This is a genomic window from Prevotella sp. P6B1 (assembly GCF_000702825.1).
Taxonomy (GTDB): domain Bacteria; phylum Bacteroidota; class Bacteroidia; order Bacteroidales; family Bacteroidaceae; genus Prevotella.
In genome coordinates, this window is the sequence record NZ_JNKF01000011.1 from 29,384 (window position 1) to 47,490 (window position 18,107).

General features: G+C 45.0%; 15 protein-coding genes. 4 read left to right on the top strand and 11 right to left on the bottom strand.

The genetic code is table 11. From position 1 onward, the window contains the following. Nucleotides 1–12: 12 nt before the first annotated feature. Nucleotides 13–1,218, bottom strand: a complete 1,206-nt coding sequence (locus tag T495_RS0104100) for a sugar transferase (RefSeq protein ID WP_033147741.1) — start codon at nt 1,216–1,218, stop codon at nt 13–15. 10 nt (nt 1,219–1,228) lie between these two features. Continuing rightward, nucleotides 1,229–1,594, bottom strand: coding sequence for a response regulator transcription factor (locus T495_RS0104105; protein WP_013063705.1), 366 nt, complete (start codon nt 1,592–1,594; stop codon nt 1,229–1,231). A 189-nt stretch (nt 1,595–1,783) separates the two neighbouring features. Between T495_RS0104105 and T495_RS0104110 the strand changes: the two genes are divergently transcribed. Continuing rightward, a complete protein-coding gene (locus T495_RS0104110) occupies nt 1,784–3,274 on the top strand; it encodes a xylulokinase (RefSeq protein WP_033148043.1) in 1,491 nt (496 codons plus the stop codon). A 63-nt stretch (nt 3,275–3,337) separates the two neighbouring features. Here T495_RS0104110 and T495_RS0104115 read toward each other — a convergent pair whose 3' ends face one another. The 7 genes from T495_RS0104115 to mltG all read right to left on the bottom strand — a co-directional run bounded on the left by T495_RS0104115 (nt 3,338) and on the right by mltG (nt 11,701). Further along, nucleotides 3,338–4,507 (bottom strand): GDP-L-fucose synthase, encoded by a 1,170-nt coding sequence (locus T495_RS0104115; RefSeq protein ID WP_033147742.1) that lies wholly within the window; start codon nt 4,505–4,507, stop codon nt 3,338–3,340. After that, nucleotides 4,497–5,588, bottom strand: a complete 1,092-nt coding sequence (gene gmd, locus T495_RS0104120) for a GDP-mannose 4,6-dehydratase (RefSeq protein ID WP_028903891.1) — start codon at nt 5,586–5,588, stop codon at nt 4,497–4,499. Before gmd ends, T495_RS0104115 begins: the two co-directional genes overlap by 11 nt. 6 nt (nt 5,589–5,594) lie before the next feature. Continuing rightward, nucleotides 5,595–6,662 carry a mannose-1-phosphate guanylyltransferase gene (locus T495_RS0104125; RefSeq protein ID WP_028903890.1) on the bottom strand — a complete coding sequence of 356 codons (1,068 nt, stop codon included), beginning with the start codon at nt 6,660–6,662 and terminating at the stop codon, nt 5,595–5,597. A gap of 95 nt (nt 6,663–6,757) precedes the next feature. After that, the gene (locus T495_RS0104130; protein WP_028903889.1) at nt 6,758–7,381 is read right to left on the bottom strand and encodes a DedA family protein; all 624 of its coding nucleotides are present in this window, start codon (nt 7,379–7,381) and stop codon (nt 6,758–6,760) included. Between the two features lies 1 nt (nt 7,382). Next, complete coding sequence (locus T495_RS0104135) at nt 7,383–8,801, bottom strand: lipopolysaccharide assembly protein LapB (RefSeq protein ID WP_033147743.1); 1,419 nt, start codon at nt 8,799–8,801, stop codon at nt 7,383–7,385. Nucleotides 8,802–8,812: 11 nt separating this feature from the next. Next, a complete protein-coding gene (locus T495_RS0104140; protein WP_231495050.1) occupies nt 8,813–10,642 on the bottom strand; it encodes a glutamine--tRNA ligase/YqeY domain fusion protein in 1,830 nt (609 codons plus the stop codon). Between the two features lie 27 nt (nt 10,643–10,669). Beyond that, nucleotides 10,670–11,701, bottom strand: a complete 1,032-nt coding sequence (mltG, locus tag T495_RS0104145; RefSeq protein WP_028903886.1) for an endolytic transglycosylase MltG — start codon at nt 11,699–11,701, stop codon at nt 10,670–10,672. Between the two features lie 92 nt (nt 11,702–11,793). On the opposite strand from mltG, the gene T495_RS0104150 reads away from it, so the two are divergent. Together T495_RS0104150 and T495_RS0104155 are read left to right on the top strand one after the other, a co-directional pair. After that, nucleotides 11,794–14,403 carry a 4-alpha-glucanotransferase gene (locus T495_RS0104150; RefSeq protein ID WP_033147744.1) on the top strand — a complete coding sequence of 870 codons (2,610 nt, stop codon included), beginning with the start codon at nt 11,794–11,796 and terminating at the stop codon, nt 14,401–14,403. Between the two features lie 43 nt (nt 14,404–14,446). Further along, entirely contained in the window at nt 14,447–15,085 is a 639-nt protein-coding gene (locus T495_RS0104155) for an HAD family hydrolase (RefSeq protein ID WP_033147745.1), read from the top strand. Nucleotides 15,086–15,094: 9 nt separating this feature from the next. Here the strand turns inward: T495_RS0104155 and T495_RS0104160 are convergent, their stop codons facing one another. Continuing rightward, a complete protein-coding gene (locus tag T495_RS0104160; RefSeq protein ID WP_028903883.1) occupies nt 15,095–15,694 on the bottom strand; it encodes a riboflavin synthase in 600 nt (199 codons plus the stop codon). 326 nt (nt 15,695–16,020) lie between these two features. Here T495_RS0104160 and wecB point away from each other — a divergent pair, with 326 nt between their 5' ends. Then, nucleotides 16,021–17,082 carry a non-hydrolyzing UDP-N-acetylglucosamine 2-epimerase gene (gene wecB, locus T495_RS0104165; protein WP_028903882.1) on the top strand — a complete coding sequence of 354 codons (1,062 nt, stop codon included), beginning with the start codon at nt 16,021–16,023 and terminating at the stop codon, nt 17,080–17,082. Nucleotides 17,083–17,164: 82 nt separating this feature from the next. Here wecB and rbr read toward each other — a convergent pair whose 3' ends face one another. Beyond that, nucleotides 17,165–17,707, bottom strand: a complete 543-nt coding sequence (gene rbr, locus T495_RS0104170; protein WP_033147746.1) for a rubrerythrin — start codon at nt 17,705–17,707, stop codon at nt 17,165–17,167. Nucleotides 17,708–18,107 lie beyond the last annotated feature (400 nt).

Here is an 18,107-nt window from a genome sequence, read left to right on the forward strand (position 1 = left end):
ATCTGGATTTAGTTACACATTTTCCTTCTGTACGAAGGCAAAGAAGGTACGGAACAGTATCTTCATATCCAACCAGAAGTTGTAGGTCTGACCGTACTTGATATCGAGTTGCTTACGCTCCTCGGCTGACATCATGCCGCCCTTGCCGCGCTCTTCAACCTGCCAGAGACCGGTTAAACCTGCAGGGGCCATAAAGCGGTCGATACTGGTGTCGATGGTCAACTTCTCAGCTTCGTAGAGTGGGAGAGGGCGGTTTCCAACGACTGACATGTCGCCCTTGAGGATATTGAGGAGCTGAGGCAGCTCGTCGATGCTGAACTTACGAATAAATCTTCCAACTTTCGTGACGCGTGGGTCGTTCTCAATCTTGACAAACGCATTCTCAATCTCTTCTTTCTTCTCTCGGCTATAGTCGGTTTCTGAAATAACGAAATCGTCACCCACCAGCATTACTTCATCATCACTGATCATCATATCGGTGTCGTCGCCAATGCTCATCATCATATCGGCTTCCAAATCCAGTTTGCTGATTTTCTTGACGGGTTTTTCTTCCTTCTTTGTCGTCTCAACATACTGATTACCAGCCTCTTTGGCTACTTCCTTGAGGCGTTCCTCCGCATCTTGATACATAGAGCGGAACTTCAGAAAATTGAAGATGGTGTAATTGGCACCTACACGTTTAGACTTGAAGATAACAGGACCTTTGCTCTCCAAACGAATGGCAATCGCTGTGAGGATAAAGATGGGAGACAAGAGAATAAGCGCTGTCAGTGCAAAAAAGACATCGAATACTCTCTTCCACATTGGTATCTTAAAGCGCAGCATACGATATTTGGGCTGCTGATCGTCGAATAGCATGTTTTCACGGTCTGAGATGAACTGAATCTTCTTATTGAACTCGGTAATAGACGCGTTGGTATCGAGAGTGTCGTTGATACCACTTCTTTGATATTTTGAACGGTTTTCTGGTGTAAGTTCCTTGGTGAGTAGAATAATATAGATGTGCTTGTTCTTTTTCTTTAAATAGGTGATAGCATTAATGTCTTCACTTTGCTCGCCTTGTTCATAAAAGACGATAAAATGCTCATTACGGACATGCGTAGAGCACGCCGAGGCCGCATCTTTGTAATTCCTTGTGTATTGCACCAATCGGCCGGGGATGTATTTTAACCGCTCCTCGGTTTTGGGATTGCTGCCAAGATATACAACACCTATCATATTATTCTATTTAGGGAATAATCTTTTTTACTCGTATCTTTAACTCCATGGGGTTAAAGGGCTTGACGATATAGTCCTCTGCACCAATCTCCAACAAGCGGATACGCTCACTGGTGGAGTCTTCGCTGGATAGCATAATGACAGGAATCTGCTTGAATAACTCGTTCTGCTTGATCCACTCCAAAAAGTCATCGCCACGCATTCCAGGCATACGAATATCAGAAATGATGAGATCGGGGGTATTTCCCGCCTGCAACCATTTTACTCCCTGTAAACCATCGGGCAGCCATTGTACATCATAGTCGCTCATCAAATAGATAGAGAGAACCTTTGCGATAGTCTCTTTGTCGTCAAGTATTAGTATTTTTTTCTTCATATATGAATTATATTAATTCTGGTAATTACGTTATTCTATTGTGCAAAGGTAAACAAAAAAATTAAATTCAGCTCAAAATTACGTAAAAAAATCACTTTTTTATGGAAAAAAGTTGTTTGATTGAGATTTTTTAGGGAAATTTGCAGTTGAAACGTATTATAATTAGAAGTGATTCAAACATATAGTATTATGGCAAATAGATATCTATTAGGTTTTGATGTCGGTAGCTCGTCAGTGAAGGCATCATTGGTTAACGCCGATAATGGCAAGTGTGTTGCAACTGCTTTCTATCCAGAAAAGGAAGCTCCTATTATGGCTGTGAAGGCTGGCTGGGCAGAACAAGATCCTCAGATGTGGTGGGATAATGCCAAGTTGAGCCTGCAGAAGATTATGAAGGATTCAGGGGCCACGGCTGATGAAATCAAGGCAATTGGTATTTCATACCAAATGCATGGCTTGGTTTGCGTGGATAAGGATCTCAAAGCCTTGCGTCCCGCTATTATCTGGTGCGACTCACGTGCTGTTCCTTATGGAGAAAAGGCTTTTAAAGAGCTGGGTGCAGACCAGTGTCTGAGCCATCTGCTCAATTCACCTGGTAACTTCACAGCAGCCAAGTTGGCTTGGGTGAAGGAGAATGAGCCAGAGTTGTACAATAGGATTTACAAGATCATGCTGCCTGGTGATTATATCGCTATGCGATTGAGCGGTGTTGCTAATACGACAGTTAGCGGATTGTCAGAGGGTATGTTCTGGGATTTCAAGAACAACCGTGTGGCTGATTTCCTGATGGATTATTATGGATTCGATAACTCGTTGATAGCTGACATTGTTCCAACTTTTGCGCAGCAGAGCGTTGTCAGTGCGGAGGCTGCAGCTGAAATGGGTTTGAAGGCCGGTACGCCAATCACTTATAGAGGTGGTGACCAACCTAACAATGCACTGTCGTTGAATGTGTTGAATCCTGGCGAGATTGCTGCTACTGCAGGAACCTCAGGTGTGGTATATGGTGTGCTTGGTGATGTAAACTATGATCAGCAGAGTCGTGTCAATACTTTTGCTCATGTGAATCATACTGCAGATCAGACTCGATTGGGTGTGTTGCTGTGTATTAATGGTACTGGTATCCTGAATGCTTGGACTCATCGTAACATCACTCCAGAAATCGGTTATGCAGAGATGAATGAGCTGGCTGCCAGCGTGCCTATTGGTAGTGAGGGTGTTACTGTTATTCCTTTCGGAAACGGTGCTGAGCGCGTGTTGGAGAATCAGGAGATAGGTTGCTCTATCAATGGGCTCAACTTCAATAAGCACAATAAAGCTCATTTGGTTCGTGCTGCTCAGGAGGGTATCGTTTTCTCATTCTGCTATGGTATGGAAATTATGCAGCAGATGGGTATGGATATCAAGAAGATTCATGCAGGTAAAGCCAATATGTTCTTGAGTCCCTTGTTCCGCAATACACTGGCTGGCGTAAGTGGAGCTACCATCGAACTGTATGATACAGACGGCTCTGTAGGTGCTGCCAAGGGTGCTGGCTTGGGTGCCGGTATCTATGCGAATGCTGCTGAGGCTTTTGCCTCTTTGGATAAGCTGGAGGTGATTGAGCCGGATGTTGCACACCGTGCAGAATATCAGGCGGCTTATGAAGCTTGGAAAGCTACGTTAAAGAAAAATTTGTAATAAAATAAACCCTCGCTTAACGGCGAGGGTTTGTTTTTTTTGTATGCGGTATAAATGATAGAATTAATTTAAACTATCCTTGTACCAATTGAAAAGCTTGCATACGCCATCTTCAATCTCTACTTTGTGGGTCCAGCCGAGAGAGTGAAGCTTAGAAACATCGATGAGTTTACGCATTGTACCATCGGGTTTAGAAGTGTCGAACTCTACTTCTCCTTCAAAACCAACTGCTTTTACAACCAATTGTGAAAGTTCGCGAATTGTAAGTTCTTTTCCAGTACCTACATTAATGTGGCAATTGCGAATTTCGCCGAGTGCAGGAATAGCTCCACCACGACCTGCAGAGTGGTTGCGGTCGACAGCACCATCTGTAGATGCACCATAGTGAACAGATGAATATTTCTCGATGCCGATAATGTCACTAAAGTTGACATTTAACAGGACGTGTACGGATGCATCGGCCATATCTTCACTCCATAAGAATTCGCGAAGAGGCGTGCCAGTACCCCACAATGTAACCTTATTGTTCTCAATGCCATATTTTGCTAAGACTATCAAGATTTCTTGCTGAGAAGCTTCGCCGTTGACACCTTCGACCGGGCGTTTATTCAAGTCGATGGCTATCTTATCCCAAGCGCCATCATGGATAAGCTTGGCAAGGTAGATCTTGCGCATCATAGCCGGCATGACGTGGCTGTTTTCTAAATGAAAATTGTCGTTGGGACCATATAGGTTGGTCGGCATTACGGCAATATAGTTGGTGCCGTATTGCAGATTGTATGATTCACACATCTTCAGGCCAGCAATCTTGGCAATGGCATATTCCTCGTTGGTATACTCCAAGGGCGAGGTCAACAGGCAATCTTCCTTCATAGGTTGGGGGGCATTCTTGGGGTAGATGCAGGTCGAACCTAAGAAGAGTAATTTCTTGACACCGTGAGCGTATGCTTCGGAAATGACGTTGCACTGAATCTTCATGTTCATCATGATGAAATCAGCGCGGTAGAGTGAGTTGGCCATGATACCACCTACAAAAGCTGCTGCCAAAACGACTGCGTCAGGGCGTTCTTCGTCGAAGAACTGTTTAACAGCTACTTGATCTGTGAGGTCGAGTTCTTTGTGTGTGCGACCCACCAGGTTGGTATAGCCTCGCTGGAGCAAATTATTCCAAATAGCGGAACCCACAAGTCCATGGTGACCCGCTACGTATATCTTACTATCTTTACTGAGCATCGTCCATTTGGGCTTTTAAAAACAATTTCTTAACGAACTTCATGTCGTGCTGAACCATAATCTTGACCAATTCCTCAAATGAGGTCTTCTGGGGATTCCAGCCTAACTTGGCTTTAGCCTTTGCGGGGTTGCCCAGCAGCTGATCTACTTCGGCAGGGCGGAAGTATTTAGGATCGACCTCGACTAAGGCTTTGCCGGTAGCCTTGTCGTAACCCTTCTCATCGACACCGTCACCGCGCCACTCGAGTTCGATGCCTACCTCCTTAAAGGCAAGAGTGGCAAACTCTCGAACGGTATGATACTCGCCAGTTGCAATCACGAAGTCGTCGGGCTCGGGCTGTTGGAGAATGAGCCACATACACTCGATATAGTCCTTGGCATATCCCCAGTCACGCAGTGAATTCAGATTTCCTAAATATAGCTTATCCTGATAGCCTTGAGCGATACGGGCTGCTGCCAGTGTAATCTTTCGGGTGACGAAAGTTTCGCCACGACGCTCACTCTCGTGGTTGAAGAGGATACCATTACAGCAGAACATGTTGTAAGACTCACGATAGTTCTTCATAATCCAGAAACCATAGAGCTTGGCTACAGCGTATGGTGAACGAGGATAGAATGGGGTCGTCTCAGACTGGGGAACTTCCTGTACCTTACCATAAAGCTCTGATGTTGATGCCTGGTAGATACGACAGGTGTCGGCCAGACCAGCGATGCGAACAGCCTCCAACAAGCGGAGTACACCATTAGCATCGGTATCGGCTGTATATTCTGGAACGTCGAATGATACTTTGACGTGACTCTGGGCTGCCAAATTGTAAATCTCTGTTGGTCGGATTTTAGAAATGACGCGAATCAGTGATGATGAATCGGTCATGTCGGCCCAGTGGAGATTGATGAGGCGTGATTTCTTCATGTCGCGAACCCACTCGTCGAGATAGAGATGCTCAATTCTTCCAGTATTGAATGATGAAGAACGGCGCATCAGTCCGTGAACTTCATAACCTTTTTCAATCAAAAACTCGGCCAGATATGATCCATCCTGACCGGTAATACCTGTAATAAGGGCAACTTTTTTATCCATATAGTTTTAATTATTTCCAGAGAATTGCTTGATGCGCTGTTCCTCTGATAGTTTGCAAATGAGTAAGGTGTCGTCGTTCTCGGCTACGATATAGCCATCAAGACCTTGGATGACCACCTTCTTTTCCTGTACGGTATGCACAATACAGTTGTGACTCTCAATGAGATTGATATTCTCGCCAATGCAGGCGTTGCCATAAAGGTCTTTCTTGGTTTGCTCGTGAAGAGAGCCCCAGGTTCCCAAATCGCTCCAACCAAAGTCTGAAGGACAAACAAAAATCTCTTCGGCCTTTTCCATGATGGCATAGTCGACAGAGATGTTTTCGCATTCAGGGAACAAACGGTTGATTTCTTCCTGTTCTTTGTCTGTTCCGTATATGGGGAGTAACGATTCGAATAGTTTTGCCATCGAAGGCTGGTAGATACGGAATGCATTGACAATCGTATTGACATTCCAGATAAAGATGCCAGCATTCCAGAAGTAATTATTCTTCTTAATGTAGCCAAGAGCTGTCTCGAGATTGGGCTTCTCGCGGAACGAATCGACTCTGAAAATCTCTTTGTTGCGGAGAGAGCTGGTGCTGAGATCGGCTTGTATGTAGCCATAACCAGTCTCGGGGCGGTTAGGCTTCATACCTAATGTCACAATGGCATCAGTCTCGCTGGTGAATTGCATGCATTCTTTGATGACACGCTGAAATTCTGTCTTGTCGGTTACAATGTGGTCGCTTGGTGTGACTACAATGTTGGCTTTGGGGTCTTTTGACTTGATGCGCCAGCTGACATAGGCGATGCATGGTGCTGTGTTCCTGCGACATGGCTCGCAGAGGATGTTTCCTGCTGGCATATCAGGCAATTGCTTTTTTACGATATCCTGATATTTCTGGTTGGTAACTACCCAGATATTCTCTGGCTTAACCAGATTGCCGAATCTTTCTACTGTTAATTGGAGTAATGACTTGCCAACGCCGAGGACATCAATAAACTGCTTAGGGTTCTCGGTAGTACTCATTGGCCAGAAGCGGCTTCCTACGCCGCCCGCCATGATGACTAAATGGTTATTTGTTCTTGCCATAATCGTTGTTTGCTGATAATCTTGCGCAAAAATACAAATAATAATGGAAAATAAAGAATAATTAAGTAAATATTTGCTATTTACATGTTCTTTTCTTATTTCTGCTTAAGTTTTCGTTTGATGACGAAATAAATGACAGCCACAATAATTAATCCTATGATGGCGAACTTGATATATTCGGCGTATTCGCTGATCTTGTCGTTCAACTGCTCCTCGGGAACAATAGCATGCAGGTACCAGCCCATTAAGGCTAAAACACTATGCCAGCCGCCAGCGCCAATTGTGGTGAATAACAGAAATTTACCGTAGTGCATTCTTGCCAGTCCGGCTGGGATAGAGATCAAGTGGCGGATAACTGGAACGAAACGGCCTGTTAACGTTGCTGCAATGCCGTGGTCGTCAAAGTATTTCTCACTTTTTTCGACTTTCTCCTGATTCAAAAGACACATCTTGCCCCATTTGCTGTTGGCAAACTTGTAAATGACAGGACGTCCCACATATAATGCTACAAAATAGTTGATACTTGCACCTACATCTGCACCTAATGTCGCAAATAGAATGACCAGGAATACGTTCAGTGAGCCGCTTGCTGCATGGTATGCGGCAGGGGTGACAACAAACTCTGATGGTACGGGAACAACTGTGCTTTCTAATAACATCAGAATGAAAATGGTTGGATACCAACCTAATGTGTTGAGAATGTTGTTGATGAAATTCATATCAATCCAGTGGGTGATCTAGTGTATAATCGTAATAATCTTTGGGGGACAGATCTTCGGGGAAGAGATTTCCTAATACATCTTTAGCTTCTTCGGGATTGCAGTCACAAGCTTTCTTGAGATAATAGAGAGCCTCATCGTTCTTGTTTAAATCTCGGCAACATAATGCCATATAGGAATAACCTTCCTTATAGTCGTTGCCCATCGCCTTGAAAAGCTCTTTATATGCCTTGTATGCATATTCCAATTTGTTGTTGTCCTGATAAGAGATGATGATTCGGAGTTGGATATTGGGATCATCGTCTGATGCTTTCAAAACGTCGTCGAATACTTGTCTGGCTTTTTCGTCCAACTTGTTTGCTAAGAGAATATGTCCCTTGATTACGGCAAACTGAAAGTGATTGCAGTCAAGCTTGTCTGTCATGTCCAGGCACCAGAGGGCCTGGTCCATCTGGCCTAATGTGTTATAGACTAATGCCATATCCTGATATATTTCTGGTAGAAAGAAAGAGTCTGTAGCACATATACTGGCTGCTTTTTGTAGATTTTGTAAGGCTTCATTGAGCTGCCCCTTATTATTCTGACAAGCTGCAAGCTGCAAGTAAGCAGTGGCGTCATCAGGTCTTTTTTCAATATATTTTTGAAGACATTCGATAGCCTCTTCATAATTCTTTAGACTGAACAGAATGTTACCTTTCGTATGTAAGGCATCGACCTCATTCGGGTCAATAGCGATGGCAAAATCGCAACTTGTCAGAGCTGCTCCATAGTCTTCATTTATATACTGGACGCCAGCCAAGGCATTCCAATAAGTGGCAGAGTAGGGGTCATTATCGAGTAACTCATTAAAAATTTTCTCGCTTTCCGAAAATTTTCCTATCCCGAAAAGCGTACGAGCCAATGTCTCTTTGAACTCAACCGATTTGAAATCGGTGATTAGAGCTAGCCATTCGAAGGCGTTATGGAACTGTTCGTAGTCGAGATACAGGCTAACAACGCCTTTGCAGAAATCGTTTCTGTCCTCATCTGGAACGTCTTGGAAATACTGTGTCAGCAACTTGTCAGCACTGTCTGTGTCTTCCTTCGAAACCAGAATCTCTGCCTGTAGATAAACTGCTTCGAGTGGATCTAAAGATTGGACTTTTTCTGCATATTGCTCGGCAGTCTCGTAGTCTTTGGCATTCAAAGCCTCACGGGCTTTGTATAGAATGGGACCAACGGCGTCTGGATTAATCTCCATGGCGAGAGAAATAGCTTGCTCGGCTTCGGCTGGTCGATTGTTATAGTGGTAATAATCGGCGATGTCAGCCAAGTCGTCGGCATCCATGTAGATGCGTTCGCCCGACTTGACTGACTCCTCGTATTGGCGTAGGATCTCCTTGAAATCCTCGCTCGAGAAATATTCATGATTGTCTGTCACTGTTTCTTAATTTATTTTTTCCAGGTATCCTTGAGTCCCACCGTCTTGTTGAAGATGGGCTTCTCGGCTGTAGATTCAGAATCAGGTGTAAAGTAACCAATGCGCTGGAACTGCAGATAGGTCAGCGGTTTCATGCCAGCAGCATATGGCTCAATATAGCACTTCTTGATGATGTGCAGGGAATCGGGATTGATAATCTCCTTCATCGCTGTGACTGCATCGCAATTCTTTTCTTCGCGGATGGCTGCCATCTCATCGCGTGGGTTCTCTACTTTCCACAAACGGTCGTAAAGACGAACCTCAGCCTCGACAGCGTGCTTGCAACTTACCCAGTGAAGGGTCTTTCCCTTAATCTTGCGGTTAGAACCGGGCAGACCACTGCGTGATTCTGGGTCGTATGTGCAATAGATGGTGGTAACGTTGCCGTTCTCGTCCTCGTCGCAGGGGTGCTCCTCATTACATTTAATAATGTAGGCGTTCTTCAGGCGGACTTCCTTGCCAGGGGCCAAGCGCATAAATTTCTTCTCGGCTTCCTTCATAAAGTCATCGCGTTCAATCCAGAGCTCGCGAGTGAACTCAACGGTGTGGGTACCATCGGCTTCGTTCTCGGGGTTATTGATGGCTGTGAGCTGTTCAATCTGATCCTCAGGATAGTTGGTGATCACTACCTTTACAGGGTCGAGTACAGCACTTACACGGATGGCACGACTATTCAGGTCGTCGCGAACGGCGCTCTCAAGCAGTGCCATATCGTTGAGCGCATCAATCTTGGTGTAGCCAATCTTATCGATGAACTTGATAATGCTTTCAGGGCTATAACCACGGCGACGGAATCCGCATATTGTTGGCATGCGGGGGTCGTCCCAACCGCTTACCATGTTATTCTGAACCAATGCCAGCAGATTACGCTTTGACATCAGCGTGTAATTGAGGTTCAGCTTATTGAATTCGGTCTGGCGGGGACGGTTGTCCTCGATGTTGTCGGTCTCGCCCTTCCACTCCTTCATCCATGTTACGAACAGATCGTAAAGGGGGCGATGCTCTACAAACTCGAGCGTACACCATGAGTGGGTAACGCCCTCCAGGTAATCGCTCTGGCCATGGGTGAAGTCGTACATGGGGTAAGCATTCCATTTGTTGCCAGTGCGGATGTGGGGGATGTTGAGTACACGATAGATGAGTGGATCGCGGAATAGCATGTTGGGGTGAGCCATGTCGATCTTGGCACGAAGTACCAATGTGCCAGGCTCGCATTTGCCGCTATTCATGAACTCAAACAGTTTGAGATTCTCTTCTACAGGACGGTCGCGGAAGGGACTGTTGGTACCAGGGCTGGTGGTTGTTCCCTTTTGCTGGGCAATCACCTCGGCGCTCTGCTCGTCGACATAGGCACGTCCCTGTTCGATAAGCCAAACAGCAAAGTCCCAAAGCTCCTGGAAATAGTCGCTGGCATAGTAGACATTTGCCCACTTGAAACCAAGCCACTTGATATCGTTCTCAATACTTTCAATATATTCTGTGTCCTCTTTGATTGGATTGGTGTCGTCGAAGCGCAGATTGCACTGACCGCCATATTTCTTGGCCAGTCCAAAATCGATGGCAATTGCTTTGGCGTGTCCGATGTGCAAATAGCCATTGGGCTCAGGTGGGAAACGGGTTTGCATTCTGCCGCCGTTCTTACCTTCTGCCAGATCATTGATTACTTTCTGTTCAATGAAGCTAACTGACTTGACCTCTGGTCGAGCCTGCTCACGCTCGGCATCGTTCAAACAAGTTTGACGCTGCTCTCGCTTACTCGCAGCCTTCTTCTCCTCGCTTTCGTTTTTAATAATCTCTTCCATATATAACTTTCAATATCAATAATCAACTTACTTAATTCCTCTTTCGTTTAATGCTTTTGAATACTTGGCTGCATTCTTTAAGTGCTCCTGATAGGTCTTGGCAAAGTTATGGGTGCCCGAGAAATCCTCTTTGGCGCACATGTACAGATAGTCGTGGGCAGTACGATTCAATACGGCATCGATACCTGCGATGGACGCAATCTTAATAGGACCAGGAGGAAGGCCGGTATTTTTGTATGTATTGTAAGGACTGTCGAATTGTAACATGTTGTGGTAGATGCGCTTGATTGCGAAATCTTTTAAGGCATACTTGATGGTGGGATCGGCCTGAAGTGGCATGTCTGCTTTCAGACGATTAAGATACATGCCGGCAATCATGGGCTTTTCAGCATTATTCGCCGTCTCCTCGTCAATGATGCTGGCCAGGGTACATACCTCTTCTGTACTCAGACCCAGTGCCTCAGCTTTGATGGTGCGCTGAACATTCCAGAAATTCTCGTGTTCCTTTTTCATGCGCTTCATCAGATTCTCTATGGAGATATTCCAATAGACTTCGTAAGTGTTAGGTACGAACAGGCAGGCAATAGTTGCAGTATCGTAGCCTTGCTGTGCACAGAATGATGAGTCGCTCAGCAAGATGGCCACAGCAACACTGTCCATCATCAGTTTTTTGGATAGAACGCCAGCAAGGCGGTCCATCGTTCTGCTTTCTGGAATGGTCAGACGCACAGGCTCCTGATGCCCGTTCTTCAGGTTGCGGAATAACCGGATAGTGCTATCGCCAGGCTTAATAGCGTAGCGTCCACTTCTGATATGAGCGCAATAACCGCCGTGGCGTGCCAGCATCTTCAAAGCAATCAGACCATGATCAGATGCTATCGGCTCAAGCTTTACACATACCGAATCGAGATTGTCGTTGTCGTCAATATACACGTATTCGGTGGTGTCGAGTTTTGAAAAACTCCCCACAAAATAGTAAAAACCGATGGCAATGATTCCTAGTACACATATAATGACAGGAACCAGATAGCGCCATTTTTTTATCCAATTCATCTTCATAATCTTGAAAAAACGCTGCAAAGTTACAAAAATCTCTTCACTCTTATCGCTAATTTCTCATTTTTTTGTATCTTTGCCCTAAAATATAGCTTATGAAACTCAAGTTTTCTATACAATATGGCACTCAATGGGGGCAAAACCTATATGTGGTGATCTGTTATCGGAGTATCGACCAGACTGAAAAGTCTGAACGGCTGATGATGACGACTGCTGATGGCATGGAATGGTTGCTTGAAACAACCGTTCTGGAATCCCGAAAACACCCAATAGCCTCGTTCTCATATCATTATCAGGTGGAAGATGCTGAAGGACATGTGTTGCGTCGTGAATGGGATGCCATTCCTCGTGTATATTATTTTGATTCGTCGAAGGATTATGTGATGGCTGATTTGTGGCGCGATGTGCCATTGCAGTATCATCTGTATAGTAAAGCTTATCATACGACTACTGGATTGGCTGATTCTGATCAGGTAGAACCTCTCCGTGTACCACTTTATCGTAAGACCGTGGTGTTCCGTGTTTCTGCCCCTCAGCTTCAAAAGGGACAGTCGGTGGCTGTAATTGGCTCTCATCCGGCTCTCGGTAGTTGGAATGTGGCCCGATACCTGAAGATGGAACCTATAGGTCGTTTCGAGTGGCTGCTTTCTGTGAATGTCGATGCGGTGTTGCTACCCATAGAATATAAATACGTAGTGATTGACAATGAAACCCATGCACTTGTGGCTTGGGAAGAAGGCGATAATCGTACGACTGCGGGTTTGCTGCCTGCTGACCAGACTATGGTGCCTGATGGTACTGTACTGGTGGCTTATGGTGAGAACTTGCGAATGAAAGAGCATATATGGCGTGCAGCTGGAGTGGTTGTGCCAGTATTCTCGTTGCGTAGTAAGCAGTCGTATGGTGTGGGAGATTTCGGCGATCTCTACCGATTCGTTGACTGGTGTGTGGCTACGGGTATGAAGGCTATCCAATTGTTGCCGGTTAACGATACAACATGTTCAAAAAACTGGAGTGATTCGTATCCGTATAATATCGTTTCGGCTTTTGCTCTGCATCCTCATTATCTGGATGTAGAGGCTGTTGGGGTGCTGAAGAATAAAACAAGGATGACTACGTATCATCGTCAGCGCCAGGAACTTAATGCGCTTGGTTATAGCGATTATGAGGCGGTGGATCGTGTTAAGCGGGCTTATATTCAGGAACTCTTTGATGAGAAAGGACAACAGACGCTTGAGTCCAAGGAATTCAAAGCTTGGTTTGCCGAAAACCAGGATTGGTTGGTGCCTTACGCCAAGTGGTTGGATGCGCCATTGGGTGTGGTTTACTTTACGCAATACCATCTTCACTTACAGCTGAAAGCCGCGGCTGACTATGCTCGTTCAAAAGGTGTCTTCTTGAAAGGAGATGTGCCTATCGGCGTAAATGGTAAAAGTGTGGAAACAGCTATCCATCCGGATTACTTTCACCTTGATACCCAGACTGGCGCTCCTCCTGATGCATTCTCTCATCAGGGGCAGAACTGGGGATTTCCTACCTACAACTGGAAGGGTGAGGTGATAGAGTGGTTCCGTCGTCGACTCCAATGGATGGAGCAGTATTTCGATGCCATCCGTATAGACCATATCTTGGGCTTCTTTAGAATTTGGGAGATTCCGGCTGATGCTATCTACGGGTTATTGGGGCATTTCTCGCCTTCGTTGCCTATGACAATAGGTGAAATCGAGTATTTCGGATTGCCTTTCCGTAAAGAGCTCTATACTCGTCCTTTTATTAATGAAAGAGTGCTTGAGCGTCTTTTTGGCATGCATGTTCCTTACGTCAAGGAGCATTTCCTTGTAGCCAAGAGCTATGGTCTCTATGATTTGAAGACAGAGTATGATTCTCAGAAAAAGGTACAGTGTGCTTTCGAGGGACGCACCGATGAGAATAGCCTTTGGATTCGTGATGGGCTTTACCGATTGATTAGTGATGTCCTGTTCTTGGAGGATCCTCAGCAGGCTGAGATGTATCATCCGCGTATGGGCGTTATCGGTGAGCCGGTATTTGATGCGCTTTCTTCCGAAGAGAAGGATGCGTTCATGCGCCTCTATCATCATTATTATTATCAGCGTCATAATTTTTTCTGGGGGGCAGAGGCGTTGCATAAGTTGACTGACGTGTTCGGTGAAACCCGTATGCTTTGTTGTGGAGAAGATTTGGGGATGCTGCCGGATTGTGTGGCTCCCGTACTCGATCAGTTGCGTATTCTGACGCTTGAAATCCAGTCTATGCCCAAGCAAAGCGGCTATGAATTTGCGCATCTGGATGCTAATCCCTATCGTTCGGTAGCTACCATTTCGACACATGATATGTCGCCTTTGCGGCTTTGGTGGACTGAGAGTCCGGAACGTACGCAACGTTTTTTTGTATCAATGCTTCAGAAGCAGGGACGTGCACCAGAACAGTTGCCAGCCCATCTGGCAGAGGAGATTATTGCTCGTCATCTGTATTGTCCTTCGATGCTGTGTATGCTGTCGTTACAGGATTGGCTGTCGATGGATAGTGAATTACGCGGAAAGAATCCTCGCGAGGAACGTATCAACGTGCCCAGCGATTCGTTTAACCGCTGGAAATATCGCATGCATTTGCCTATCGAAGACCTCTTGAAGGCGGAGAAATATAATAATAAGGTGAAAACCATGATTCAGCGTTCAAAACGCTAATGTTTATTATTTGATGTTTTATTTTATAAAGGCTTGAACTTTGATGTACAACACTTATATATTTGATCTTGATGGAACTTTACTTGATACTCTTACAGATTTAGCGGCATCGTGCAATTATGCTCTACGTCAGCATGGTATGCCGGAGCATTCCATTGAGGATGTACGTCGGTTTGTTGGTAATGGTGTTAGATTGCTCATGGAACGAGCTGTTCCTGGTGGTGCGAGTCATCCGGATTTTGAGGCTACTTTTGCAACGTTTCGTGAGCATTATATGCATCATTCACAGGATACAACATGTCCTTATTCTGGTATACCGGAGATGTTGACCACTTTGAAAGCTCGTGGCTGTCGTTTGGCTGTAGTGAGCAATAAAATGATGCCAGCGACGGTGGAACTTTGTCGCCATTTCTTTCCTGATACCATAGAGGTGGCTATAGGTGAACATGAAGCAGAGGGAATCCGGAAGAAACCGGCTCCCGATACGGTATTCGCAGCCTTGAAACAGCTTGGAGTAGAAAAGGACGGTGCTGTATATGTAGGTGACAGTGATGTGGATATCCAGACAGCAGCAAATGCTGGTATGCCTTGTATTTCTGTGTTGTGGGGATTCCGTGATCGTGAGTTCCTGATACAACATGGAGCGAAGACTTTCGTCTCCGCTCCATCAGAATTATTGTAGGATACCAATTTAAAGTTGTTGTAATCTGGCAATATACTTGCCAAGGATGTCGAATTCGATATTGACCACAGAACCGACACGAATGTCGCAGAAGTTTGTGTGCTCAAAAGTGTATGGGATGATAGCTACCTGGAAAGTATTGGTTGTGGGGTTGCAAACCGTCAGGCTGACACCATTCACGGTAACGCTGCCTTTGTCCACGGTGAAGTAGCCTTTTAATGCCATCTCTCTATTCTCGGGGTATTCGAAGGTGAAATAGGTGGAACCATTGGCGTCTTCTATGGCAATGCATCGTGCCGTCTCGTCTACATGGCCCTGAACAATATGGCCATCCAAACGGCCATTCATCATCATTGAGCGTTCTACATTCACTTTGTCGCCAACCTGAAGTAATCCAAGGTTGGTGCGGTCCAGTGTCTCTTTCATGGCTGTGACGGTATAGGTGCCATTCTCAATAGCAACAACGGTCAGACATACGCCATTGTGAGCGACACTCTGGTCGATCTTCAATTCATCGACAAATGAACACTTCAATGTGAAATCAATATTTTCGCGATCCTTACGGATAGCTGTTACGGTAGCAAATTCTTCGATGATTCCGGAAAACATATCAATATAATGTTTAATATAAAAAGAAAAGGGTACGTGCCGATGATTTGGTGAAAACTCCTGTTTCACACGATGTGGGGGCTCCCTGCTGTTGTAATCCACCGGCATTGCTGCTCTCCTCGTGGAGGATAATCGTGGCCCGCCATTGGCAAGGGAAACGATCCCGATTTTGTTTTGTTAATGTAGAGTATCCCGATCTATCAGGCACGACCCACTGTTTCTGCTGCAAAGATACAACTATTTTATGAGTTATCCAAACCTTTTGGCATTTTTCTTGGTAAATATGAAGATTTTCTTTATCTTTGCACTCAAAAAAAAGAAGGAGTATGGCAAAGACTGTTTGTATCATTGCGGGCGCACGCCCGAATTTTGTGAAAGTATCGCCCTTGGTAAGGGCTATCGATAGATATCCTGAGGCAACTTGTTTGTTGGTTTATGCCGGACGTGAAGATGATCCTACATTGGAGCCTTCGCTGTTTGACGACCTGCAGATGCCTCGCCCTCAATATTATTTAGGTGTGGATTCGACGAGTCTGAATGAGATTACCAGTCAGGTGATGGCTCGTTTCGATGCATTTCTTGATGAGCATCCTGTTGATGTGGTAATCGTGGTAGATGATCTGGCTTCGACCATGGCTGCAGCTATTGTGACCAAGAAGCGTGGCATACGTTTGGCACATCTGGTAGCAGGAACCCGCTCGTTTAATATCAACATGCCCAAGGAGATTAACCGACTTGTGATCGATGCATTGTCAGACTATCTGTTTACTGCTGGTGTGAAGAGTACTGGTGTGGCCACACGTGAACAGTCGGAGAATTCGCAGACTTATATGGTGGGTAATATCTTGATGGATACCCTCCGCTATAATTACGACAGACTGAAGAAGCCGGTCTCAATCCCCTCGTTAGAGGAGCAGAAATATCTGGTGTTTACCCTGAACCGCAAGGCGCTTATTGCTGATGTGGATAATCTGGAGCGTATGCTGCGGGCTTTGGTTGAATCGGCTAATGGTATACGTATTATTGCACCGTTGCGAGGTAATGCTCGTAAGGTCGTAGAGAATATGGGACTGGCAATCGAGATCGTTGAGCCGTTAAGCTATCTGGAGTTCGGCTGGCTCACGGCTCATGCGCTTGGTATTATTACGGATTCAGGTAATGTGTCGGAAGAGGCAACCTTTAACAGCGTGCCTTGTATCACTCTCAACAATTATACGGAACATCAGGAAACGGTGAATGTAGGTTCTAATGTGTTGGTAGGTGAGGATGCTGACAAACTGAGAGAAACGGTAAAGAAAATGGTGAGTGGAGAGTGGAAAAAATGCGCTCTGCCTGACCGTTGGGATGGTAGAACAGCAGAGCGCATAGTGCAGATTATTTTATCTTAAATAGGCATATTTTGAAAAGTACTTAGAGAACAATTGTAATCTAAGTACTTTTCAATTGCAAAGTACTTAGAAAAATATTCTATTAATAATTCTCGGCTTTTACTTGGAAGTAAGCCTGTGGATGATCGCATACTGGACATACTTGTGGGGCTTTCTTGCCGATGACGATGTGACCACAGTTGCTGCACTGCCAGATAACGTCGTTGTCCTTTGAAAATACGCGTTCCTTCTTGACATTGTCGAGTAATTGGCGATAACGAGCCTCGTGCTCTGCCTCTACTTTGGCTACAAGCTCAAATTTGGCAGCAATCTCGTTGAATCCTTCCTCGCGGGCCTCCTTGGCCATACGGGCATACATGTCGGTCCATTCGTAGTTCTCGCCGGTTGCTGCTGCTTCAAGATTCTCTGGGGTGCTCTTGATGGCTCCACCTTCCAGAAGCTTGAACCACATCTTGGCATGCTCCTTCTCGTTGTTGGCGGTCTCCTCAAAAATGGCGGCTATCTGTACAAAGCCATCCTTCTTGGCCTTTGATGCCCAATAACTGTATTTGTTGCGTGCCATTGACTCACCTGCGAATGCTTCCTGCAGATTCTTTTCAGTTTTTGTTCCTTTTAATTCTTTCATAATTGTATTTGTTTAGTTGAGTGAAAAAATGTATTCTCTGCAAAGATAATATAATTATTCGAAGTAAACCAAATTTTGGGCTACTTTTATATATTATTAAGGTATACAATGAGAGGGCGAATAATAACTCATGTTGGTAGAAAAGTGGAAACTTTTTGATTTCCAAAAATGGAAAAGTTTTCCAAAAAGAAAATCTTATTTCTTCTTGGCGTGTCAAAATGTGGAGACTGAATGTTCGGCTTGATTTTACTTTTATAAACACTTTCAGGCGCGTTGTGTTTGTTTTGTTTGATTCAGATATGCTTGTTTTTCAGTGTGTTGTGCGTGATTATTGCAGTGTGGTATTTCTTTTTTAACTTTCTTTTATACATCTTTTATTTCTGCCAAGAATGCTTTTTTG